Raw genomic sequence first — 24,009 nt, forward strand, 5'->3', positions numbered from 1 at the left:
GAAAAAGCCCGCGACAGGTGGCGAGTATCGAATGTGGAGTGGCTTGATAGTCACTCAGGGAGGGGCTTGCCCGACAGGTTCTGATTTCACATTGACCGTGACTTCCATCCCGGCTTCGTCATCGGGATCGCCCCAATAGCTGCCCGAAAGCGGTATGGCTTGCGCCGGGTTTCGGGCGACACCAACCCTGATCAGCTCTCTGTTTCCCACGATGCCGTTGGTTGGATCGAATTCGACCCAGCCAGAACCCGGGACGTAGATCGAACACCAGGCATGGGTCGAGCCACCACCAAGCCTGACCGGTCCGTCGCGATCAGGGACGTAGATATACCCGGTCATGAAGCGCGCGGCGAAGCCGAGCGAGCGTGCCGCTTCCATCATCAGCAGTGCGAAGTCGCGGCACGTCCCCTGTTGAAGACCCAGAGTTTCGGCGGGCGTCTGCGTCCCCCGCGCTGTTCGACGACGATATGAGAAGCCCTCGGAAATGGCTTCGTTCAGTGTCATCAGCAGTCGGCCGGTGGGTTGGCTTTGGCCGGGCACGATGAACTTTGACAGCCAATTGTCGACCGTTCGGTCGTCTTGAAAATGGCGACGGATGTACGGCTCCAGATCCGGCAGTTCGCTGCGGTCGTAGGTGAAGGGGTGCTCCCTGGCATACTCTTCGATCCGGAAGTCGGGCGTGTTCTCCGGCGTATGGTCGAGATGAATTGTCGTTTCGAACTCCAGCGCCTCTGCCGAGATGTCGAAGTCGACCAGGGTGAGGCAGTTGCCGAACACGTCGTGGATCCAGCGAACTTCGGCGGGTTCAGGGGTCACTTCGAGGTGACAGGCGAGCAAGCGCTGATCAAAGCTGTCGCGCGGCCGGAACAGCATCTGGTGTTGACCGAGTCTCACGGGCCGGCGGTAGCGATAGGCCGTGGTATGATGGACGGTATAGAGGGGCATGACTCTGCGCTCTGGGCCATGGATATTGCCACGACTGGCTGGCGCTTCCAGACCTAAGTCGATTGTGCGTCTCGCACAACTGCCTCTCATTTCAGCAGTTTTGCTTGCGCCTTGTTGGAACAAGTGGAAGGTGAGCGCGCTTTCTGTCACGGTCAACGATGACACGGTGGAGACGGCTTTGAGAATCCGGGCAGGCTACGATATCGCGTTCAAATGCCTTCAGGACGTTCCCATGGTGCTCATGCTGACCGTCCATCCGTCCCGGCACAAGGATCTCGTGGCGGGTCATGCCATCCGCGTATCACCGAATGTTCGGACCAGGGATTACACCGACGTTTTCGGCAATGTTTGCACGCGTCTCGTTGCACCCGCAGGTCTGATCGAGCTGCGCACCGAATTCGTGATCGAGGACAGCGGTGTGCCGGATGCAGTCATGCCGCAAGCCGCTCGGGTGCCGTTGAGCGAAGTTCCGGACGATGCCTTGACGTATTTGTTGGGCAGCCGCTATTGCGACACGCAAAAGCTGGCAGAGCTGGCGTGGTCGAAGTTCGGCCAGATCGACGGCGGCTGGCAGCTTGTGCAGTCCATTTGCGATTACGTTCACGATCGCATTCGGTTCGGGTATCAATTTGCCAGGGGTGATCGCACGGCCTCGGAAGGTCACCACGAACGCGTTGGCGTCTGCCGGGATTTCGCGCATCTGGCGATTGCGCTGTGTCGATGCATGAACATTCCCGCGCGATATTGCACGGGCTATCTGGGTGATATCGGCGTTCCCATCGATCCGGCGCCTATGGATTTCAGCGCCTGGTTCGAGGCCTATATCGGCGGGCAATGGTACGCCTTCGACGCAAGGCACAACCATCCCCGTATCGGCCGAATTGTCATCGCTCGCGGTCGCGACGCAGCCGACGTCGCGATCTCGACGACGTTCGGGCCGACGGAGCTTGCGCGTTTCAAGGTGCTGACGGAAGAAGTGTGTGCTGGTGAAGTTTTACCGCTCCAGCCGTATATCGATGCGAAACAGAACCGCACATCGCGTTCCGTACCGGCCGCGGTTTAGGTCGCTGTCGCTTCCATCGGGGGCGCGGATGCGGCGGGACAGAATTCACGTCGCAACGCCGGTTGTCCACACCCACGACCCGCAGTGTCGAATTTCGGATCCGACCCACTAGCCATCGACAATTTGCCAACGTGCATCCGCTTCGCTTTGGTGGCGGCATGGGCACCAAATCACGCGAGGTCATCTGGAGCGGCCGCATCATGGGTGCGGAAATTTCCGCCAAGCATGCCCGCGAGGAAGCGCGCAAGGCGGTGCGCGAGGCCGACCGTGCCGAGGCCGAAGCCTGGTCGGTGCGCATGGAAGGTTACGGCGGTCCTGCGCAGCCGTCGCCAACCATCGCGCAGTGTCTCAACGGCGGCATGGGCTGGCTCGAGGTCGAGTGCGTCAGGTGCAAGTCGCGCGCGAGCCTGCCGCTCGATGCGATCCGCCGTCCCCGCGATACGCCGATCTGGAAGCTGGAGGCGTCGCTGAAGTGCCGGTCATGCCGCAAGGGACGCTCCGCGCCGCCGGTCCACATGATCAAGCTGACGGAAACGCGGAGCATCACGCCGTATAAATGGGTGCATCCGACGGAGGAGCGTTAGGGCGCGTCAAACCCAGCCAAGGCCTGCGCGGTCATTTCGACTTCTGACTGGCAAGAGCGACGGACGCGCTCGCGTCCACCGCGTTCATGGCTCGAGCGAGCTGACGTAAGCGGCGAGGGCGATCATGTCGTCCTGCGACAGCTTTTCGACAGTCTGCTTCATCGGGGCGCTCGCGGCTCCTGAGCGGCTGCCGTGCTGGAATTCGTAGAGCTGGCGTATGATGTACGTTGGCGATCTCCCTGCGATCGCTGGAACGTTGTCGACGCCCTTCAAGTCCGGTCCGTGACAGAGGCTACAGGCGGCAGTCAATCCCGATCCGCCAGTCTTCGCGAGTGCTTCTCCCTTCGCCAGGCTCCCGACTGGGGCATAAGCCGTGAATGTTGCTCGAGAGTCGCGAAGCTCGAACTGATTGACATTGTCGGGCATCTCGACAATGCGCTGGCCGAGCGGCTCGGACCCTCCATCCGGGCTCTTGACGTAAAACATGCGCGACGGTCCCGTTTTCGGAATCGTGTCCGTCTCGACGACCTTGATGAGTGGCTTGCGCTTGAGCGCCGTGAAATATTCCGCGGCGGCACGAATGTCGGCGTCCGTCATGCTCTTGACCGATGCCAACATCACTTGTGTGCCCAGCCTCTGCGGGCCGGACATCATTCTCGCACCGCTTTTGAAGTCGGCAATCTGCTGAACGAAATAAGCAACAGGAAGACCGGCCAGGCTTGCATTCTCGGGGCCGCCGGTGCCCTCGACGCGGTGGCACGCTCCGCATGCGCGAACTTCGGGTTTGCGGCCGTTCGCGACAATGTCCGGCATTGCCGGATGGTCGTCCGGATGCCAGTCGAGCGCGGCGAAAAGATCGCGCGCCTGTTTCCAACTGAACGTGGCGTTACTGCCTGGAAGCGCATTGGGCGTGTCGGTAGGCGGGGGCACCTGGACGGTCGGGTCCCACAAGAAGGCCCACGCGGGAAGCCCATCAGACGCAGGAGCCGTGGATGAGCCGACGCCACCTTGTGCGAAACCGTGATCACCGGCGGCAATCGCGATGGCCAGGAGCAGTGCGCACAACGAAATTCGTTTCGAGAAGATCAAAATCGCCTCCTAAAAAAACAACGTGGCCGGCTGATAGGTCGGAAAATTTGAGTAAGGCGCGACAGGCGGCATTTCGCGGCGTCGCCGCTAGGATGCCCGTTCCAGCCGCGCATCCGCGCGCCGTAATATGCACGATGGAGGTTCTCATCTGCCCGCGTTCTGATGCCGGTCGGGCGGTGCCTGCCGAAGCTTGCCGGGTCTTCCGCGGACGAGACGCAACAGCTTCTTCACGCCCTGGCCGACCATCGCGAAGAACATCATGAGCCACGTCGCGAGCGCAGCACACCACAGCAAGACGTCTATCGTCTCCGACATGCAATTCCTCCAAAATGACTACTTCAAATGCGCGTAGGGTTGCCGATCAAAAATCCGGATCAGAATCATTCTCATGAAAACTGTCCAGGCACCGGCAACCTATCTGCCCCGGGCCCGATGCGTCCGGAAAACTTTGCGCCTATTCCGGGAAGCCGAAAAGAATAGCCACGACAGGCCGATCCGCAATCACAGGGCGGCAAGCTGCCGGGCTGCGTCCTCGCCTGGCCGCTTCGTCCACTCGTCCATCACGACGAGATTGACGATATCGTGCAGATACATTCCGACGGCGAGGCCCCGGTCGTAACTTGCCCAATGGCGCGGAAGGATCTCGATGCTCCGGCCGCCACGTCCAACGATCCTGACGAGACCGGCCGCTTCCGCGGAGTCCATCAGATTGCGGACATGGGTTCGGGACACGCCGAACCGATCGGCGACGTCGATATAGGGGACCGCAGCGGTCAGATCGCCCGCATCCATAGCGGCCTTCAGCAGCGCATTCTGGATCAGGGGTCCCGCCGCATGAGCAAAGAACAGCATCGTATCGGGGAGGGTCATCATCAGGCGCGCGCTGGGAGCGGTGAACGGCAGGCAGGCGCGGCAATGCAGCGTATGAAAGCTGCGGTTTCGCGACAGCACCGGGCCGTAATCATGATCGGGGTACGCCTCCGCGAGCGGCACGTAATGGGCGGCGAGCCACGCGGTGTGATGCGCGCGAAGCTTGTCCGTGGTCGCCAGCAGCCATACGCGCCGGTCATCCGGGGCCCGGCTCTGCTCGATAAAGCCGACCTCGCGGAGCCGCGCCAGGAGATGGTCCACTTGCCGCGGACTGGCAAAGCCGAACATGGCCAATTGCTGCTTCAGGGCGGCGACCGTGAACCAGGTCTCGCGCCGCGACAGATCCTGCGCGGCTTCGAGCACGGCGGCACTGTGAAAGACGAGAAATCGACCAGCCTCAAGCAGCAGGCGAACCAGAAACGGATCGCCGCCGTAGACTTCAGTGAAGCTGTTGATATAGGCCCGCCTGGCTTCGGGCAGCCGAGGATGGCTCAGGATGTCCTCGAAGCCTAGCCGCAACGGGCGGCCCGCAAGGCGCTCAAGCTCGTCTCTTTCCAAGGCTGCCCCCAGTCTTGATGTCCGGGAACTTTATGAGGGCGCGGCGATCTGCGCAATGTTTTCCAAGGGGAGCCGAGGCGTCGCGCTCTACCGGCACTTCGTTTGGCAATGACTGCACGGTCGGTTGGTGTAAGGCCAAGCATGAAAACACCCGCAGCGGATTCTTCCGCGCGGGTGCTTGCGAACTTTCGATGATGCCATTCTGCCAGTGTTTTGCCCGACGTGTCAAAGTCATGGGTGCATCCGACGGAGGAGCGTTAGCCATGATGGCAGCGCCGCGTTGAGCTTGACGCCAGCTCCGATTGGCGCTTTTCGCAATTCCGCTGGCGCTTTCCACCGCTGCTAAGGCCAGTAGAGAAATCTACAGATGCCTGCGAGACCACCGAGCCAACGGCTTGATCACTCCTGCGTCCTCGCAAATCTGGGAACACAATATGCAAACCTCTGCGCTTTCGCGTCGATCCGCTATCTTCGTGCTGATGGCGGCCCTGAACATTGGCCTCATTCCGATGGCCCATGGTGAGCCGGCCGGCCCCGATGCGATTGTCGGAATATGGGAAGCGGACGACGGCACCGTGAAGCTCGACATGTTCAAGGCTGGAACGGAGCTTCAGGCGCGCATGCTCTACGGCAACGAGATCATGGAAGCCGACAACGTCACCTTCAAGAAAGACGCCAAGAACCCCGATCCAGGTCTGCGCGCACGGTCGCTGAAGAACATCATCTTCATCACGGGATTGCACTGGGAGGATGGCGAGTGGAGTGGTGGCTCCATCTATGACGCTTCATCCGGCCGCACTTACAACTGCAAGGCCACCGTCAAGGACGGCAAGATGCATCTGAGAGGATATCTTGGGCTTCCGGCAATGGGGCAGACCCGCTCTTTTCACCGCGCTCGCGGGTAAGTCTCTTGGGGGTCTCAAATCATTCCTTCAAAAGCGCGACCTTGGCGTCGCGCTTTTCCTCTTGGAAAAGCAGAGTAAATCCAGATGCTCAAAGCTATCGCCGGCGATGGCGTAATGTGCAAGTCTATTGGCGTGCTCGGTTAGTCACTTCGGTTCGTGGAGGCAGCAGAATAAAGATCAGAACGAAGAGAGGTCAGTATGTCCACGACATCGAAACGAACGGCGCTGGTTACCGGAGCCTCGTCCGGCATGGGGAAGGAAATCGCCAAGCGCCTGATCAAGGATGGCTTTCGGGTTTACGTCGCCGCGCGCAGCGTCGAAAAAATGGACGATCTCGCAAGGCTCGGCGCGCGGACGTTGCGCATGGACATCTCAAGGGACGCCGACATCACAGCGGCCGTTCAAACCATCCTCGACGAAGTCGATGGCGTGGATGTGCTGGTGAACAACGCGGGGTTCGGGCTGTACGGTCCCGTTGAGGACGTCAGTATCGACGAGGCGCGCTACCAGTTCGAAGTGAACCTGTTCGGCGCCGCTCGGCTGACGCAGCTTCTGCTGCCGAACATGAGAGAGAGGCGCTCCGGAACCATTGTCAACGTCACCTCGATGGGCGGCAAGATCTATACTTTGCTCGGCGCCTGGTATCACGCGACCAAGCATGCGCTCGAAGGCTGGTCCGATTGCCTGCGGCTCGAACTCGCCCCGTTCGGCATCAAGGTCGTCGTCATCGAGCCCGGCCTGATCGAGACGGGCTTCGGCGATGTGGTTGCCAAGGGCCTGCTCGATCGCTCGGGTACGGGACCTTATGCCAAGCTCACGCAAGCGGTCGCGAAATCGACGCGAGACGCCTACGGCCGAGGACGCGGCACGAAACCAGATGTCATCGCCGGCGTCGTGTCGAGGGCGGTGAGAGCGGCTAAGCCGCGGACGCGTTACGTTTCGGGCAAATATGCTTTGCCGATGATCAAGATTCGCGCGTGGCTTGGCGACCGAGTGTTCGACCGCGTCATCATGAGCCAGATGCGCTAGGGCGGGACAATGAGTGGAGCAGCCGCAGACCGATGCAAGGTCCCTCGCGCCTTCTGGCAGACGATCGCGCATATCGGCGTCCCGCCGGCTGCGCTGTTGCGCCAAGCCAAGCTTCCGGCAACCTTGCATCTGAACGAGCAGGGGTTGGTTACGACGGATCAGTATTTTGCACTCTGGAGGGCCCTTGAGGAGTTGAAGCCGGAGCCCGGGCTCGGTCTCAAGCTGGTCCAGAGCGCCGACACGTCTGTTCATCCGCCGTCGAGTCTGGCCGCGTTCTACGCCAGGGACTACCGCGACGGCTTGCACCGCATCGCGCGCTTCAAGCGGCTTTGCTCGCCCGAGCAGCCGCAGGTGAAGGAGGGCAAGGACGAGTGCACGGTCACGATTGAATGGCCCTATGCGACAAGTCCGGAACCTTCGATCTCCACGGACGTGACGTTCGCGTCCCTCGTTGAACTCGGGCGCCGGGGGACGGGCCAGCATGTGACACCCAAGCGCGTCGAGTTGGTGCGCGCTCGACCCAACAGCGACGTTTATCAGACCTATTTTGATTGCCCGATCCGCTATGGGGCGGCACGAAACGTTCTCGTCGTGAAGTCCGCCGACCTGGATCGCCCGTTTCCCGGGCACAACCAGGAACTGCTCGATATCCTGACGCCGGCGTTGGCGTCGGCTTTGGGCGAACTGCAAGCACGCAGCTCCATCAAGGAGCAGGTGAAGGTTGTTCTGAAGCGGAGTCTGGCGAGCGGGCGCCCTGAATTGTCGGACGTGGCGCGCGACCTCGGGACCAGTGACCGGACGCTCCAGCGCCGCATTACCGAGGAGGGCTCGAGCTTCCGTGAGCTGCTGGTCGAGGCGCGTCAGGAGCTCGGGCGGCAACTCCTGTCGGATCGGACAACCGACATCGACGAGGTCGCGTGCCTGCTCGGCTATCAGGATGCGAGCTCCTTTTATCGCGCCTTTCGCGACTGGGAGGGCGTGACGCCCAGCCGCTGGCGAGAGCTGCACGGCGACAAGCTGCACTAAGCCTTGGACTCGCGACGTTCTTTGCAGCTTCTTTGGCGCATGTCGCAAGTTCATTGGCGCGTTCTGTCGCTGCCAACCGGACGGTTCGGCCATACGACTTCCCGGAAGTTAGAGATCAACGGACGAGGAGATCGATATGTCTGGTAAAGTCTGGTTCATCACGGGGGCATCGCGAGGTTTTGGGCGCATCTGGGCCGAAGCCGCGCTCAAGCGCGGCGACAAGGTCGCGGCAACGGCCCGAATCTTTGCAGATGTCGCGGATCTTTCGGAAGGTTACGCCGACGCGGTGTTGCCGATGGCGCTTGACGTGACCAACGCGCAGGCGGTGCTGAACGCCGTGACCAGGGCTTATGCGCATTTCGGAAGGCTTGACATCGTCCTCAACAATGCGGGCTACGCGCTGGTTGGAGCGATCGAGGAGGCGCACGAGGCCGATGTCCGCGCCGAGTTCGATACGAACGTCTTCGGCGCCCTCCGGGTCATTCAGGCCGCGCTCCCCCTGCTGCGGCGACAGGGCAGTGGGCACATCATCGGTGTGTCGAGTGTCGCGGGCGTCGTCGCCGGTCCCATCACCGGCTTCTACAACGCCTCCAAGTTCGCCATCGAGGCGCTCCATGAGAGCCTGGCGCAGGAGGTCAAGGGCTTTGGGATCAAGGTCACACTGCTTGAGCCTGGCGCCTATGCCACCGGGTTCGCCAGCACGGCATCGCTCAGGATCTCACCCGTCATCAACGCCTATAGCGATATCCGTGCCGAGGTATTCGCGGCGGGCGCCAAGTTCGCATTTGGCGATCCGGAAGCGACGGTGGATGCAGTCTTGAAGGTCGTGGACGCCGAGGCTCCTCCGCTGCGCCTCTTTATCGGCACGGAAGGCCTGCCGCGCGCCCGCGCGGCCTATGCCGATCGCCTCGCCGTCTGGGAGGCCTGGGAGACGGTGTCCAACGCTGCTCAAGGCGAGGCCAGGCAGCACAACATCGCATCGTAGCAGCGCGAACCAGCTTCTGTGAAATCGCGTCTGTTCGCTTGCCGGGAACGGAAAAGAGGATCGTGATGAATGCCACCGCAGTCGCAGACTTTTTTCAGTTCTTCCGCTCGTACATTTCCAATCCCAGGCAAGTTTCCGCAATCGCGCCGTCGGGTCAGTCGTTGGCCCGCCTGATGACGCAGGAGATCGTACCGGGCAGCGGACCGGTGATCGAGCTGGGCCCGGGGACCGGCATCTTCACAAAGGCACTTGTTGAACGCGGCGTGCCGGAGCACGACTTGCTGCTTGTGGAATACGGTTCTGATTTCATTCCGCTGTTGCAGCAGCGCTTCCCCGGGGCACGTGTGCTGTGGATGGATGCACGCCAACTCTCGCAGCATGAGCGCTTTATGGCGCCGGCGTCTGCTGTCGTCAGCGGCCTTCCACTCTTGTCGATGACACCGCGAAAGGTGATTGCCATCCTCTCCGGAGCATTCCGTCATCTGCGGGAGGAAGGCACGCTTTACCAATTCACCTATGGACCGCGTTGTCCGGTGCCACGGCCGATCCTGGATCGGCTTGGTCTGAAGGCGAGCCTTGTCGGACGAACGGCATTGAACATCCCGCCTGCATCCGTTTATCGCGTCCGGCGGCGCCATCGATCACTGGCGATGTTCTGAATAACGAAAAGCTGGAATGCCCCTCAGACGTAAGTTCAACCCACGTCGCAGCCAGCGCTACTGCTTTCTCAAAATCCATAATCGCGATCCTCTCATCACGGTATCTTCTGCTCAAGTATGAAAAAACCCGCGACGGATTTCTCCGCGCGGGTGCTTACGAATTTTCGATGATGCCAATCTGTCAGTGTTTTGCCCGACGTGTCAAAGCGAAATTTTCCGCGGCGCGGGGGGGGCGGCCATTCGCTGACGCGCGTGAGAGCGTGATTCAGAAGAATGCGAGGGGTCTTCCGAAGCGATCATGCTCGAATAACAAGAGACCAACGATTTCAACGACCCCGCTACTGTGCATGGGGTTGTTTTCAGCTCTTGGCTGGGAGGGCGCCTCAACGCCCGCGCGTCAGCGCCGGCCGCGTGGCGCCTCGGCCTTGGCGGGCGCATCGGTCTGCGGTCCGCAGGTCGCGGCTTGCAGCGTGGCCTGCGCCTGCGGCATCAGGCCGGGCTCGGCGGCGAGCGCCTTCATCACGATCAGGCCGGTGGTGCTCGGGGAATCGATGATCAGGCGGTCGGCCGCGGTGACCTCTTCGTCTTCGGGCAGGGCGTCGTGCTGTGCCTGCGTCATCAGGTCGAGCTCGATCACCTTCTTGCCGGCCGAGCGGTCGTTGATGGCGTAATAGGCGATTTCGTTGCGGGTGTAGAACGACACCGAGGTGTAGGCCTGGCTCACCGGCACGGTGAGCTTGATCGGCCCGCCCGAGAGGTCATAGCGGCAGATCGCGAGAGCGAAGGCCGGGTCCATGAACGGCATCGGCGAGGTGTTGGGATCGGCGAGGGGAAGCTGCGTGACGCTGTTGAGCTTGGTCATCGGCGTCAGCCGCGAATAGGCGTCTTGCGTTGCGATGCGCGGCAGGGCCAGCACGCTGACGAGATGGACCACGAGGCCCAGCACCACGCCTGCGAGAATCGTGAACGCGAGGCGGATCATGAGCAGCCCACCGTTGCGATCGTCGGCATCGGTGCGTCGCGCTGGGTGCGGGTCGCAACGCCGACCGGCGTGTCGTAGAGGCGGAACATCAGCGCATAGCGCTCGATGCCGCCGGTGGGCAGCCAGTTGCCGGCGCGCGAGCGCGCGGCGATGTGGATCTGGAACGAGCCGTCGGACTGGCGCACGATCTCCTGGCTGGTGAAGCCGTAACGCTGCAGCGAGTTGGCGACGAGGTGGCCCTTGCGGTCATACAGCGTCAGCGTCCAGAACCGCGCCGGCGGCGTCACGCCGGAGACGACGACGTCGCAGCGGCCGTCGAGCGCCTTCTTCTTGTCGTCGGCGGTCGCGGTGAAGGCGACGCCGTCGCCGGTGCCGATCGGCAGCTCGCCGTTGCGCACGATGGTGGCGCGCGAATAGGGATCGACGTCGGCGGTGCCGGTGCGGGGGCGGGCGGTCCAGGGGCCGATGGTCAGCGCGCCGATCTCGGTGCCGCGCGTCGTCGTCATCCAGGTGGCACCCAGGCCGACCACGGTCGCGAGCAGGAGGGCCGTCAATGTGATCAAAATCAGCCGCACGGGATCAGATCAGTTCTTGCGCGGGGTGGATGCGTTCGCGTTCTCCTCCGCCGCATAATTCTGCGGGAAGGCGAGCGCGCTCGTCGACGCAGCCGGCTTGGCCGGCTGGCTGTCGTTGGCCGTCGATTTGGTCGCGGTCTTGGCGGCGTCGTCGAGCATCTTCTCGACGCGCACCAGGATGTCGGCGCCGCGCTTGGTCAGCACCGGCGGCGGACCGGGCTTGGTCTCCAGCACTTTCGGCGCCGCATTGGCCTGCGCGTTCGCAACCGGCTGCGGCGGCAGCTTCTGGCCCATGCCGATGCCGGGAATTTCGCGGACCTCGACGCCCTGATGGGCTGCGACCATGATGTCGTGCCAGGTCTGCGCCGGCAGCGAGCCGCCGGTCATCCGGTTGGTCGGCGAATAGTCGTCATTGCCGTACCAGACCGCGCAGGTGAAATTGCCGGTGTAGCCGACGAACCAGGCGTCGCGATACGCATTCGTCGTGCCGGTCTTGCCGGCGGTCGGAATGCCGTCGAGCGCTGCGCGGCGCGCGGTGCCTTCGCTGACGACGTGGCTCATCATGCCGGCCATGTCGGCGGCGATGTTCGGCGGAATCGCCTGCTTCGGCTTCGGGCCGTCGCGGTCCCAGCGCCAGACCAGATCGCCGGCGCCGGTGCGCACTTCGAGCACGGAGTGCGGCGTCACCGACTTGCCCCGGTTGGGGAAGGTCGCATACGCAACCGCGTGCTCGAGCACGGTGACTTCGTCCGAGCCGATCGGCAGCGACGGCGTATCGGGCAGCGGCGCCTTGAGGCCGAAGCGACGCGCGACCTCGACGATCTTGGCGCGGCCGATCTTGGCCGGGTTCGGCGCCTTCGGCTGCTCCTTCTGGCCGATCGCGATCGACAGCTTGACCGGCACGACGTTGATCGAACGCGTAATCGCCTGCGTCAGCGTCACCGCGCCGGAATAGGAATGGCCATAGTTCTGCGGACACCAATTGCCGATGCAGACCGGGCCGTCGACCACGATCGAGTTCGGCGTAAAGCCGTTCAGGAGCGCCGTGGTGTAGACGTAGGGCTTGAACGACGAGCCGGGCTGGCGATAGGCGTCGGTGGCGCGGTTGAACTGGCTCGCGCCGTAATCGCGGCCGCCGACCATGGCGCGGATGCCGCCGTCGAGATCGGACACGACGGTCGCGGCCTGCGTCGCGTGATAGTCGCGGCCGAACTGGCGCAGCTGGTTCTCGATCGCGTCTTCCGCCGCCTTCTGCACGTTGGTGTCGATGGCGAGGCGCACCACGAAGACGCGCTCGGTGTAGGACTTCGGGAAGGTGTCGACGAGCTTGCGCATCTCGTCGAAGGCGTAATCAAGATAGTAGTTGGGCGAGGCCTCGTCGCGGCGGTCGACCGCGAAGGCCGGGTTGCGGCGGGCACCGAACACCTGGCCCTCGGTCATGAAGCCGGCATCGACGAGATTGTCGAGCACGACGTTGGCGCGGGCACGCGCGGCGGGCAGGTTGATGTGCGGCGCGTATTTCGTCGGCGCCTTGAACAGGCCGGCGAGCATCGCGGCCTCCGCAAGCGTCACGTCACGCGCGGACTTGTTGAAGTAGAAATGCGCGGCACCGTCGACGCCGAAGGTGCCGCCGCCCATATAGGCGCGATCGAGATAGAGCTTGAGGATCTCGTTCTTGGTCAGGCGCCATTCCAGCCAGACCGCGAGGAACGCCTCGTTGATCTTGCGCTCGATGGTGCGCTCATTGCTCAGGAACAGGTTTTTCGCGAGCTGCTGCGTGATCGAGGAGCCGCCCTGGCGGACGCCGCCGGCTTGCGCGTTGGTGACGAGCGCGCGTGCGGTGCCGGCGATGTCGATGCCGAAATGCTCGTAGAAGCGGCGGTCTTCGGTCGCGAGCGTCGCCTTGATCAGCACATCCGGAAAATCCTCAAGCGGGATCGAGTCGTTGTGCTTGATGCCGCGGCTGCCGATCGGGTTGCCGTAGCGGTCGAGGAACGTCACCGCGAGGTCGGACTTCTTCAGCCAGTCCTCATCCGCCGTCTCGCGGAAAGCGGGGATGGCGAGGATCAGCATCAGCACCATGCCGCCGAGGCCGAGCGTTGCGGCTTCCGACAGCGGCTCGATGAACACCCAGCGCTTCCACCGCCCGACATAGAAGCGGTCCATGAAGGTCGAGTAGCGCTCGTAGAGCTCGCGGATGCCCTTGGCTGAGGAGAACAGCGAGGAGTCGATGCGCGCATCGAGGTCCAGGAAGAAGTTCCTGATACGACTCTTCCAGCTGGATGGTGTGTTCTGGACCACCTAGAACCCTTGAGGCTCGCTTCGAAAGCGTTCAAGCACCCGGCCGGGGCGGCATCGAGACGTCTTGCGGGATTGTTGCGGCAAACCCAAGGCGCCCGTTTCGCGTCCGTGGGGACTTGCTGTTCTTCTAGCCGAGCGGGGCCTATAAACCAATGGTCAGGCTCGCAATTTTGAACAACAGGCCTAATTGAACCCCGGTTCATTACGGGCCTTGCGGGGGCATTGCTTGCAGCTTTCCGGCCGGGCGCCCTAGATGGCGCCGGCCGCATCTCTTGGGACTCGTATCAGGCGCATGACCGCAGCTCGCAAACGACCTTCAGACCAGGATGGATTCTTCTGGAAAACCAAGAAGATGGAGGACATGTCGCCGGCCGAATGGGAGAGCCTGTGCGACGGCTGCGGCCGCTGCTGCCTGAGCAAGCTCGAAGATGAGGATACCGGCGAAATCTATTTCACCGATGTCAGCTGCAAGATGCTCGATTCCTGCACCAGCGGCTGCAAGGACTACGCGAATCGCTTCGACTTCGTCCCGGACTGCGTTGTCATGACCCCCGAGAAGGTCCGCACCCTGCCGTGGTTGCCGCCGAGCTGCGGCTATAGGCTGGTCGCGCAAGGGCGCGATCTCTATTGGTGGCATCCGCTGATCTCGGGCGATCCCAACACGGTGCACGAGGCCGGCGTCTCCGTGCGCGGCCGGGTCTCGGGCACGGAAGAGGGGGTCCCTGACGACCAGCTCGAGAACTATCTCGTGCAGTGGCCGGGGCAGATCCCGAAACGGGCACGCCTGAAGCGACGCCCCAAGGACTGATCGACCCGCAGCTTCAGATCAATTGTTCGGGATGACCGCGGTGCGGGATGCACCCATGCGCCGCGGTGCCTGCCTGAGAAGAACTTTGCTGTCTACATTGGCTTCATAGAACGAATCCTTCGCGGCTTTGCACCGCAACACGCTCGATCCGACAGCCCGAGATGAACCAGTTCGCACGGCAGAGCAGCCAGTCTGCCGACATCCAGACATTGCCCGACGATATCGCCGAGGAACTGACCCGCCTTCCGGGCGAGGTCATCAGCGTCAGTGACGCGCCTTCCCTCGCACCCCCGGTCCCGCTGTCGCAGGACGAGGTCAGGACCATCGTCCTCAGCCTGATGCTGACGATGTTTTTGGCCGCGCTCGACCAGACCATCGTCGCCACTGCGCTGCCGACCATCGGGCGCCAGTTCCGCGATGTCTCGAACCTGTCCTGGGTCATCACCGCCTATCTGCTCGCCTCGACCGCGGTTGCACCGGTGTTCGGGACGCTGAGCGACATCTACGGCCGCAAGGCCATGATCATCGTGTCGTTGAGCCTCTTCATTGCGGGCTCGGTGCTATGCGCGATCGCGCCGAGCATGCCGATGCTGATCCTGGCGCGCGGCCTGCAGGGGCTCGGCGGCGGCGGCATCATGCCTGTCGTGCAGACCGTGATCTCCGACGTGGTGTCGCCGCGCGAGCGCGGCCAGTACCAGGCTTATTTCTCCAGCGTCTGGATGGTCGGCGGCATTTTGGGCCCCGTCATCGGCGGCGTGTTCGCCGAGCATCTGCACTGGTCGATGATCTTCTGGATCAATCTGCCGCTCGCAGCCGCAGCGCTCGCGTTGCTGCTGCCGAAGATGAAGAAGATCCCGGTGTTCCACCGCAAGCGCAAGGTCGACTGGCTCGGCGGCGTGCTGCTGATGGCCTCCGCCGTCGTCTTCATGCTGGTGCTGACCTGGGGCGGCACGCGCTATCCCTGGCTTTCGCCGACCGTGTTGTCGATGGTGGGCGGCGCCGTTGCGCTCGCGGTCACCTTCGTCTGGCACGCGCGCCGCTCGGACGAGCCGTTCCTGCCGTTGAAGTTGCTGACGGGATCGGTCGCACCGTTCGCACTGACCGCCGGCGGTTGCGGCCTCGGGGCCATCACCGGCCTCACCGTCCAGCTGCCGCTCTACTACGAGTCGGTCTATCATCTCAGCGCCAGCGAGGCTGGCCTTGCGCTGATCCCGCTCGCTGCGGTTTCTACCTGTGGCGCGGCGATCGCCGGCCGCACCATGGCGCGCGCCAAGCACTACAAGCGCGTCGCCATCATCGGCACCTCCTGGGCTGCGATCTGCGCGCTCGGCCTCACGGTCACCACGCTGCCGCTGTGGGGACTGCTGACGCTGATGGCCGCGTTTGCACTCGGTCTCGGCACGACCTTCCCGGTCTGTGTGGTCTCGCTGCAAAATTCGGTGGCCCGTCCGCAGGTCGGCACCATCACCGGCGCGATGAACTTCTTCCGCTCGCTGATGTCCTCGTTCACGGTCGCCGCGTTTGCCGCGATCCTCTTGATCGCGCTCGGCGCCGACATTCCGCTTGCCGGCGAGCATCACGCCGCAGGCAGCATCCCCGCGATCCCCAGCGAAGACATGCGGCACGCGTTCCGCTACGTCTTTGCGGCCGCGACCGCGTTGATGACCACCGCCGCGCTCTGCCTGATCATGATGGAGGAGCGGCCGCTGGCCGGGCCCTCGACGGCGCAATCCGTCGAGATGGCGGAGTAGGGCGCTCTATCCGCCGCGGTCGGTATCGTCGTCAGGTGCCCGTCGTGCTCGCGCAGCAAGATGGCTCTTGAGCTGCGCCAGCGCCTCGGCCGACCAATCATTGACATCGGTGACCGCGACCCAGGCATCGACGTAATGCTCGGGCGCGTAGACATGGCCAAAGCCCATCGGCGCATTGGTTGCGACCGCCATGTCGAGCGCGAGCTGCAGCATCGTGACGATGGGATACCATCTCAGCTCCGGTGACACGTCGGGCCCGCGTGGCGCACTCATCCAGGCCGGGGCCTGATAGGCGTCGCGATAGGCGAAGAACGTGATCGCGTCGCTGGCATATTGCAGATAGACGACCCGCATCGGTCCCCACGGCGTGTCCGGCGGCACCGTCGGCCCGTTCTGGTTCATGAAGCGCACGAAGCGGCTGTCGCGGAATTCCGGCAGCCACGCCGGCGAGCCCGGATTGCGGTTGTCGGTGATCGAGCGCCAGATGCGGCTTTCGAACGGCGCACCGCTCCACAGCGCGCCGGCAATGGGATCGCCGATGGTCTCGAACAGCTCGGCGGATTTCTCCGAGTTGAGGGCGCCAAGGCTCAGCCCATGCAAATACAGCTTCGGCCGCCTGTCCTTCGGCAACGTCGTCCAGTAGCCGTAGATCTCCGCAAACAGGGCGCGCGCGGCTTCCGCGCCGTATTCGGGCTGAAACAGCAGCGACAGCGGGCTGTTGAGATAGGAATACTGCATCGCGACGCTGGCGACGTCGCCGTGATGGAGATATTCCACCGTATCCATCGCGGCCGGATCGATCCAGCCCGTGCCGGTCGGTGTGATGACGACCAGGAGTTTGCGCTCGAAACCGTGCTGGCGTTTAAGCTCGTCGAGTGCAAGCCTGGCGCGCGCCTGCGCCGTTTCGCGGGCTGCGAGGCCCACATAGACGCGCACGGGCTCCTGCGCGGCGCGTCCGGTGATGGCGCTGACCTCGGCTGCGGTCGGGCCTGAGGCAATGAAGCGGCGCCCCATGCGCCCGAGCTCCTTCCACTTCACCAGCGATGCCGGGCTTCCGGTCCGATCGGATGCCGTCGGTTGCGGGCGTTCGGGCTCGAACAGGATATCGAGCTCGCGGAACGAGGAATCGAGCACGTTGAACGCCGTGCGGATCAGGACATTGCTGGCGATCGACCAGAACAGCAGGCCTGCGACGAGCACGCCAATGACGTTCGCGACTTTCCGCGGAATGACGCGCCGCGTGCCCGCAGCAAGGAGGCGGGCGACCAGTGCAAACAGCCGCCCCAGCACCAGCAGCACCACGAACGTGATCAGGGCGACGATGCAGACCTTGAGCGGATGCGCGGTCTCGACCGGCTCCATCTTCATGACAGTGCGGATCGCGTTCTGCCATGCGGTTGTGCGCCAGAGTGCGGCGATCACGATGAGCAGGCAGCCGGCCGCGACAAGTGCATTCGCAGCAGATCTTGCGCGCGGCGACGGCTCGGGCAGCTCGAGATAGTGCCACAGACGGCGCCACAGCACGCCGGCGAGATAGCCGATCGCAAAACAGCCTCCGGCCAGCGCCCCCTGCGTGAGATAGCTGCGCGGGATCAGCGTCGGGGTCAGCGCGGCCGCGAAGAACACCGCGCCCAGCATGAGGCCGATGCCGGACAGCGAAAGCAATTGCCGCTGAATGAACCGCGCGAGACCAGTCAAGTTATCTCCCGAACGATGCTATCCCTTGTTGTCCGCAAAACCGCTGTTCCGCGGCAGCAAAATCGTGAACTCCGTGAATTGACCCGGCTCCGTCGCGACGTCGATCGTGCCGCCGTGCTGCTTCACCACGATGTCGTGGCTCATCGACAGTCCGAGGCCGGTGCCTTCGCCCGCCGGCTTTGTGGTGAAGAACGGATTGAACATTTTTGCCTTCACGTCATCGGGAATGCCGATACCGTTGTCGCGGATGCGGATCTCGACGGCGTCGCCGCGGTCGCGGGTCGTGGCGGTCACGACCGGCTCGAACGTGCCTGCTCCGCTCCCTGCCTGGCGCTTTGCCACCGCATAGAATCCGTTCGAGATCAGGTTCAGCAGCACCCGCGAGATCTCCTGCGGAAACAGATTTGCGGAGCCCGCCGCCGGATCGAGCTCACGTCTCAGCGTCACATCGAACTGCGGCTTCTCGGCGCGCGCGCCGTGATAGGCGAGGTTGAGGCTCTCCTCGACCAGCGCGTTGATATCACTCAAGCCGTACTCGCCGCCGCCTTCGCGCGAATGCAGCAGCATGTTCTTGACGATGGAATCGGCGCGCTTGCCGTGCTGCACGACCTTCTGCAGATTGTCCTTCAGCATCGACGTCAGCTCGTCGACCTCGTTGCGGACATCGTCGCCGAGCGAAGCGGGTGTCAGCACCTCGTTCAGCTCCTCGGTCAGTTCGGCCGAGAGCGCGGCGAAATTGTTGACGAAGTTGAGCGGGTTCTTGATCTCGTGCGCGATGCCGGCGGTGAGCTGTCCGAGCGAGGCGAGCTTCTCGGTCTGGATCAACCGATCCTGCGCCGCGCGCAAATCGTCGAGCGATTTCGCAAGGTCGCGCGTGCGGTCCTGCACCTCGTCGAAGAGGCGCACATTCTCGATCGCGATGACGGCTTGGTCGGCGAAGCTTGTAACGAGTTCGATCTGCTTTTCGCTGAACGGCCGGATTGCGCGACGTGCGAGAACAATTGCGCCTACCGTGCTGCCTTCGCGCAGCAAGGGCACACCGAGGAAGCTACGCGGATTGCCGCTCAGTTCCTGGCCTTCAAAGAAGTAGTCGGGATCTTCCAGCACGTCGGTGACATGGACCACTTTGTCGCCGAGCAAAGTCCGGCCCGTGATGGTGCGCCTATCTGGCCGGACCGGGAGATCCCTTACATATTCGACGAACTTGGCTGGGAAGCCGTAGGAGCCTGCCCGGAAATAGGTACTGCCGGACTTGCGGGTAATCGCCGCCACATCGGCTTCGCATAGGCGCGCCGCCGATTCGACCAGCGTATCGAGCACGGCCTGCAAGTCGAATGCCGAGCGGCTGATGACCTTGAGCACGTCGGCCGTCGCCGTCTGCTGTTGCAGCGACTCGGTCAAATTCTCGGTGCGCTGACGCAATTCGCTGAGCAGCCGTGCGTTCTCGATGGCGATCACGGCCTGCGCCGCGAACTGGCTTAGCAAGGCGATCTGCTTCCGCGAGAAGGGCCGGTTCTCCTGCCTGAAGATCATGACGTTGCCGACCACGCGCTCGTCCTGAAGCAACGGCACCGCGAGCAGGCAGCGCGCGCCGCCGAGATCGACCAACGCCCGGCGGTTCGGTTCTCCGCTGCGATAGGCGTCCGACTCCACAAGGTCGACCATTTCGACGAACGGTTCGCCCCTCAATAGGCGCGCGGGCGCGGTGGCCGGACCATAGTTGAGGGGCGCCTTGCGCCGGAATTCATCATAGGCGGGGGGCAAGCCGTAAGTGGCGGCTGTGTGGAACTGCGTGCCATCGTAGGTATTGAGCACACCGAAATTGGCACCGCAGAGCTGCATTGCCTTGCCGAGCATCGCCTCGAATACCGGCGCGAGATTGCCATTCGATCGGCTGATGACGCTGAGCACCTCCGATGTCGCGGTCTGCTGCTCCAGGGATTCGGTGAGCTCGCGCGTGCGGTCCTGCACCTCGTTGAACAACCGTGTGTTCTCGATCGCGATCACGGCCTGGTCGGCAAAGGTCTTGAGCAGGCTGATTGCCTTGTCGGGGAAATGACCGGCCTCGCGCCGCGTCACGCCGATGGTGCCGATCGCAACGCCGTCGCGCAGCATCGGAATCACGAGGATGCTGCGATAGCCGCGCGTCCGCGCCAGCTCCCGCATCGCTTCCGTCAGGTCTTCCTCGTTCTGCATGTCGCTGCGGAACGCGTACGCGCCGCTGGTCGCCACGCGGCTGTGAATGCCCGACGACAACAGCGGCGCCGGGAACGTGCTGAGCAGCTCCGCATTGCCGGCTTCATTGTCTGTCGTGAACGCCGCCAGATGCAGCATGCCATCGATCACGCGGGTGACGGTGGAGGAATGTCCGCCGACCAGCGCCTTGGCGCTATCTGAGATCGCTTGGAACACCGGCGTGACATCGGCGGGCGAGGCCGCAATCACCTTGAGGATGTCGGCGGTCGCCGTCTGCCGTTCCAGCGCTTCCCTGGTGGCGTTGAACAGGCTGACATTCTTGACCGCGATCACGGCCTGGTCGGCGAAGGTCTGCAGCAGACGGACATGATGCTCGGCGAACGTGCCGGTCGTACGCCGCGTGGCGATGATGACGCCCTTGGCTTCGCCCTCGCTCATCAGCGGCGTGAACAGCATGCTGCGGAAGCCGCGCGCGCGGGCGATGTCACGCGCCGCGGGCTCGAGCTCGGTGTCGGGCAACTGCGCCGATTGGCCATTGGCGACGAGCTGGTAGGCCGGGAACTGGGCGAACGGCACCGGGAACGAGGCCTGCAGCACGCGGTCGCCGGCGGGATCGCCCGGTGTAAAGGCTGCAAGATGCGCCGCGCCGTCGACATAGCGCAGCACGGCGGTGGAAAAGCCGCCGATCAGCCGGTTGGCATTGGCGGCGATGGCATCGAACACCGGCTGCACGTCGGAGGGCGAAGCTGCCATCACCCTCAAAATGTCGGCTGTGGCAGTCTGGCGTTCCAGCGTCTCGCGCGTCTCGTTGAACAGTCGCGCGTTCTCGATCGCGATCACCGCCTGGTCGGCAAAGGTCTGGAGCAACTCCACGAGGTCGGGTGCGAATGCGCCCGTCTCCGTGCGCGTGACGCTGATCATGCCGACCGCCGCACCGCGATTCATCAGCGGCATGAACAGCACGCTGCGAAAGCCGCGCAGCCGCGCCAGATCGCGGTTCAACTGCGGCACGTGACTGGCCTCGCAGTCGGGAAACTGGATCGTCTCGCCGCCGCGAACCAGCGCAAAGGTCGGGAAATCCTCGATCCGCCGCGGAAACGACGCCTTCAGCCCTTCGTCCCCTTCCGGGCTCGTCGGCGTAAACGCCACGAGGTGCAGCTCATCGCCGATGAACTGGAGCACGGTGGCGGAGAAGCCGCCGAGCAGGCGTTTTGAGCTCGACGCGATCGCCGCAAAGACCGGCCGGGCATCGGAGGGCGAGGCCGCGATGGTGCGCAGGATCTCGGCGCTGGCGTTTTGCCGATCGCGCAGCCGCGCGTTCTCGGCCGCGGCCGACTGCAATTGCCGCTTGAGCTCGTCGATCCCGGCAGCATCGTTGGAAAGGGTGGTCATTCGCATTCCGGCTCAATGCCGCGACAGGCGCGGCACCGTGCCGGATTATCACATCTCCTGCGGCCGGAGCCAGCGCCCGCGGCGTTGCGGCTGCCTCACGTGCCGGGCCGCGAGACCTCGGTTTCCTTGCTGGTGATGAACTCCAGCAGCACGGGGATGCCTTCCCTGGTCTTCTGGATGCCGCGCTTGATCGCGGGGATGATGTCCTCCGGCTTGGTCACCCGTTCGCCATAGCCGCCGAAGGCGCGGGCCATCGCGGCATAGTCGCCGGAAATGTCGGTCGAGCGATATTTCTCGGTCGAGATCGGCATCACCTTCAACTCGATCGCCATCGAGAAATTGTTGAGCAGGATCGACATGATCGGAATGCGCTCGCGCACCGCGGTCTCGAAATCCATGCCCGTGAAACCGATAGCCGCATCGCCCCAGACATTGATGCAGAGCTTGTCGGGCTTGGCGAGCTTGGCCCCCATCGCGAGCCCAAGGCCGTAACCGAGCTGCGTCGTCTTGCCCCAGCCGAGATAGGAGAGGGGTGTCACCGCTTTCCAGAACGGCGAGAGCTGGTCGCGCGGGCTGCCGGCGTCATGGGTGATGATGGTGTTGTCGATATCGACGGTGTGTTGAAGGTCCCACAGCACGCGATAGGGGTTGAGTGGCGCATCATTGCTGGTGAGCTTCGGCATCCACTTCGCCAGCCACTCCTTGTGCGAAGCCGCGATCTCGGCCGCGACCGCCGAGGCATCGCGATCGGCGGTGACCGTTTTGCTGATCTCCTCTAGCAGTGCGTCGAGCACGAGGCCGGCGTCGCCGACCAGGCCGATCTTCGCCTCGACATCCTTGTTGAGATGATTGGGATCGAGCGTCGAATGGATGATGGTCTTGCCCTTCGGCATTGCGATGCCGAAACTGGTCTCGGTGAAAGAGCAGCCGATGCCGAAGATGACGTCGGCTTCGCCGAGGAATTTCGGCACGGCGCGCGGCACGGCAAGCCCGCCGGAGCCAAGCGAGAGCGGATGCGTCTCCGGGAATGAGGATTTCCCGCCGAGGCTGGTGGTGACGGGAATGGCCAGCCGTTCCGCAAGCCGCTTCAACTGCGGCCACGCCTGGGCGTAATGCACGCCCTGGCCGGCATAGATCACGGGACGTTTTGCGCTGACAAGCAGGCTTGCTGCTTCCTTCACATGCACGGGGTCGGCGCCGTACCGGGTGCGCAGCACCGGCGTATAGTTCAGAGGTTCCGGCACCTCCTCGTTCCACATGTCGGCGGGAATCTCGACGATCACGGGGCCGCCGCGGCCGTTCTTCAATTTGGTGAAGGCGCGGCGGAAAATGTTGGCGACCTCCGCGGCGAGGATGATCGGCTCGGACGATTTCGAAAACGGCTTCATCGCCTCGCTGGAATTGAAGTTCGGCTCGATATGCGCAAGCCTGCGCTGATAGCCCATCGGCAGCACCAGCACCGGCACGGATTCGCCAAAGCACTGCGCGACGCCGCCCATCGCGTTCTCTGCGCCCGGTCCATGCTGCATGCAGAACGCGCCGACCGTGCGTCCCGATGTGACGCGCGAGATCGCATCCGCCATGTGCACGCCGACGCGTTCCTGACGCACCATCACAGGGCGGATCTCGGCCTTCGCCGCGTGCTCGATCAGATGGTTGACGGGATAACCGCAGAGGATCTCGATCCCCTCGCGCCGCATGATTTCCGCAATGGCGGTGCCGAGCTTCATGGCGTCTCTCTCCTCAGGCAGAGGCCGGTTGGTCCGGCCGATTAAGGAGAGAGGATCAGGAAATGGCGGGAGGGTAAAGCGTGAGCAAGTGACAGTCAGCTATGCAGCGAACTCTCGTAGCCCGGATGGAGCGCAGCGCAATCCGGGACATCGCAAACGCGGCCCGACCCCGGATTTCGCTGCGCTCCATCCGGGCTACTGGCTTGCCAACCTTCCTATTTGCAGTTTTTGCAGATGGTCAGCTTTCGCTTCAATGCATCGTCGTCTTGATCGATCAATGATTGCGCGTCGAGATTGCCTGTATCCCGATTGGAGCCCTTTGCCGCGCGTGACCTCGCAGGCGGCGCCAGCTGGCTCGGTGCGTCATTGTCGTCGGTGCTGGCGCTGAAGCCGTCGTAGTCGGCGGCTGGGTTCGGCATCGAGGCCGGCCCGCCGATCACGGGTGGCGAGGGCTCTCTGCCGGCCGGCGGAGTTCTATGGTTCGTGACCAAGGCCGGTTCGCCCTTGGGCCTGGTGTTTTTGGCGCTCGCATGCGGTGGCGATGTATTGGGCGGAGTGAGCGAAACCGGCGGCGAGGACGACGTCTGTCCTTGCGCGCTGTCGTGGAACCAGACGCCGGCCAGGATGAGGCCGAGAGCCAAGAGCGTCGTGCGTCTCATCGGCATCCTTCAAATAGCTCGGGTTCAATGATCGACAGGATGGCTTTTCGCGCCATGCCATCAAGAATATCAGCACTCACATGATCGTCAAAATTGACGGAAATGGGGTGCCAGTCCTGGCTTTTCCCTTTTCTCGAAAGGGGCGAAAGCTGTCGCGAGAGTGCGAAGGCGGGTGTCTAAATGGGAATGTAAGGTTGTAGGATG

At 63.3% G+C, this 24,009-nt stretch carries 20 protein-coding genes; 9 read left to right on the forward strand and 11 right to left on the reverse strand.

The features are described from left to right. Positions 1-54: 54 nt before the first annotated feature. Positions 55-945, reverse strand: coding sequence for a transglutaminase family protein (locus tag NLM31_RS15480; protein WP_254130188.1), 891 nt, complete (start codon positions 943-945; stop codon positions 55-57). A 178-nt stretch (positions 946-1,123) separates the two neighbouring features. Here NLM31_RS15480 and NLM31_RS15485 point away from each other — a divergent pair, with 178 nt between their 5' ends. Together NLM31_RS15485 and NLM31_RS15490 are read left to right on the forward strand one after the other, a co-directional pair. Further along, a complete protein-coding gene (locus tag NLM31_RS15485; protein ID WP_254196192.1) occupies positions 1,124-2,008 on the forward strand; it encodes a transglutaminase family protein in 885 nt (294 codons plus the stop codon). Between the two features lie 158 nt (positions 2,009-2,166). Then, entirely contained in the window at positions 2,167-2,592 is a 426-nt protein-coding gene (locus tag NLM31_RS15490) for a hypothetical protein (protein WP_254192775.1), read from the forward strand. Between the two features lie 84 nt (positions 2,593-2,676). Here NLM31_RS15490 and NLM31_RS15495 read toward each other — a convergent pair whose 3' ends face one another. From NLM31_RS15495 to NLM31_RS15505, 3 genes are all read right to left on the reverse strand, one after another. Further along, a complete protein-coding gene (locus NLM31_RS15495) occupies positions 2,677-3,681 on the reverse strand; it encodes a c-type cytochrome (protein WP_254192776.1) in 1,005 nt (334 codons plus the stop codon). 144 nt (positions 3,682-3,825) lie between these two features. After that, positions 3,826-3,996, reverse strand: a complete 171-nt coding sequence (locus tag NLM31_RS15500) for a hypothetical protein (protein WP_254192777.1) — start codon at positions 3,994-3,996, stop codon at positions 3,826-3,828. A 186-nt stretch (positions 3,997-4,182) separates the two neighbouring features. Continuing rightward, positions 4,183-5,109, reverse strand: a complete 927-nt coding sequence (locus tag NLM31_RS15505; protein ID WP_254192778.1) for a hypothetical protein — start codon at positions 5,107-5,109, stop codon at positions 4,183-4,185. A gap of 302 nt (positions 5,110-5,411) precedes the next feature. Here NLM31_RS15505 and NLM31_RS15510 point away from each other — a divergent pair, with 302 nt between their 5' ends. The 5 genes from NLM31_RS15510 to NLM31_RS15530 all read left to right on the forward strand — a co-directional run bounded on the left by NLM31_RS15510 (position 5,412) and on the right by NLM31_RS15530 (position 9,713). Continuing rightward, a complete protein-coding gene (locus tag NLM31_RS15510; RefSeq protein WP_254192779.1) occupies positions 5,412-6,014 on the forward strand; it encodes a DUF2147 domain-containing protein in 603 nt (200 codons plus the stop codon). A 198-nt stretch (positions 6,015-6,212) separates the two neighbouring features. Continuing rightward, positions 6,213-7,043, forward strand: coding sequence for an oxidoreductase (locus NLM31_RS15515; protein WP_254192780.1), 831 nt, complete (start codon positions 6,213-6,215; stop codon positions 7,041-7,043). A 9-nt stretch (positions 7,044-7,052) separates the two neighbouring features. Further along, positions 7,053-8,069 (forward strand): AraC family transcriptional regulator, encoded by a 1,017-nt coding sequence (locus NLM31_RS15520; RefSeq protein WP_254192781.1) that lies wholly within the window; start codon positions 7,053-7,055, stop codon positions 8,067-8,069. A gap of 136 nt (positions 8,070-8,205) precedes the next feature. Then, positions 8,206-9,054: an SDR family NAD(P)-dependent oxidoreductase gene (locus tag NLM31_RS15525; RefSeq protein ID WP_254192782.1), complete on the forward strand. Its 849-nt coding sequence runs from the start codon at positions 8,206-8,208 to the stop codon at positions 9,052-9,054. Positions 9,055-9,119: 65 nt separating this feature from the next. Next, entirely contained in the window at positions 9,120-9,713 is a 594-nt protein-coding gene (locus NLM31_RS15530) for a class I SAM-dependent methyltransferase (RefSeq protein ID WP_254130197.1), read from the forward strand. A 397-nt stretch (positions 9,714-10,110) separates the two neighbouring features. Here NLM31_RS15530 and NLM31_RS15535 read toward each other — a convergent pair whose 3' ends face one another. The 3 genes from NLM31_RS15535 to NLM31_RS15545 are packed head-to-tail and all read right to left on the reverse strand — an operon-like array spanning position 10,111 to position 13,571. Then, positions 10,111-10,695 carry a DUF1254 domain-containing protein gene (locus tag NLM31_RS15535; RefSeq protein ID WP_254130198.1) on the reverse strand — a complete coding sequence of 195 codons (585 nt, stop codon included), beginning with the start codon at positions 10,693-10,695 and terminating at the stop codon, positions 10,111-10,113. Further along, the gene (locus NLM31_RS15540) at positions 10,692-11,270 is read right to left on the reverse strand and encodes a DUF1214 domain-containing protein (protein ID WP_254130199.1); all 579 of its coding nucleotides are present in this window, start codon (positions 11,268-11,270) and stop codon (positions 10,692-10,694) included. Before NLM31_RS15540 ends, NLM31_RS15535 begins: the two co-directional genes overlap by 4 nt. A 9-nt stretch (positions 11,271-11,279) precedes the next feature. After that, positions 11,280-13,571, reverse strand: coding sequence for a transglycosylase domain-containing protein (locus NLM31_RS15545; protein ID WP_254192783.1), 2,292 nt, complete (start codon positions 13,569-13,571; stop codon positions 11,280-11,282). A gap of 292 nt (positions 13,572-13,863) precedes the next feature. Between NLM31_RS15545 and NLM31_RS15550 the strand changes: the two genes are divergently transcribed. Both NLM31_RS15550 and NLM31_RS15555 read left to right on the forward strand, forming a co-directional pair. After that, positions 13,864-14,379, forward strand: coding sequence for a YcgN family cysteine cluster protein (locus tag NLM31_RS15550; protein ID WP_254130201.1), 516 nt, complete (start codon positions 13,864-13,866; stop codon positions 14,377-14,379). A gap of 161 nt (positions 14,380-14,540) precedes the next feature. Next, a complete protein-coding gene (locus NLM31_RS15555; RefSeq protein ID WP_254192784.1) occupies positions 14,541-16,130 on the forward strand; it encodes an MDR family MFS transporter in 1,590 nt (529 codons plus the stop codon). Positions 16,131-16,136: 6 nt separating this feature from the next. Here NLM31_RS15555 and NLM31_RS15560 read toward each other — a convergent pair whose 3' ends face one another. The 4 genes from NLM31_RS15560 to NLM31_RS15575 form a co-directional block, all read right to left on the reverse strand. Beyond that, positions 16,137-17,768: an alpha/beta-hydrolase family protein gene (locus tag NLM31_RS15560; RefSeq protein ID WP_254196193.1), complete on the reverse strand. Its 1,632-nt coding sequence runs from the start codon at positions 17,766-17,768 to the stop codon at positions 16,137-16,139. Between the two features lie 78 nt (positions 17,769-17,846). Then, positions 17,847-21,416 carry a GAF domain-containing protein gene (locus NLM31_RS15565; RefSeq protein WP_254192785.1) on the reverse strand — a complete coding sequence of 1,190 codons (3,570 nt, stop codon included), beginning with the start codon at positions 21,414-21,416 and terminating at the stop codon, positions 17,847-17,849. A gap of 95 nt (positions 21,417-21,511) precedes the next feature. Beyond that, entirely contained in the window at positions 21,512-23,167 is a 1,656-nt protein-coding gene (locus NLM31_RS15570; protein ID WP_256562149.1) for a thiamine pyrophosphate-requiring protein, read from the reverse strand. A gap of 194 nt (positions 23,168-23,361) precedes the next feature. Next, complete coding sequence (locus tag NLM31_RS15575; protein ID WP_309143688.1) at positions 23,362-23,787, reverse strand: hypothetical protein; 426 nt, start codon at positions 23,785-23,787, stop codon at positions 23,362-23,364. Between the last annotated feature and the right edge of the window lie 222 nt (positions 23,788-24,009).

This window comes from Bradyrhizobium sp. CCGUVB4N (genome assembly GCF_024199945.1).
Taxonomy (GTDB): Bacteria; Pseudomonadota; Alphaproteobacteria; order Rhizobiales; family Xanthobacteraceae; genus Bradyrhizobium.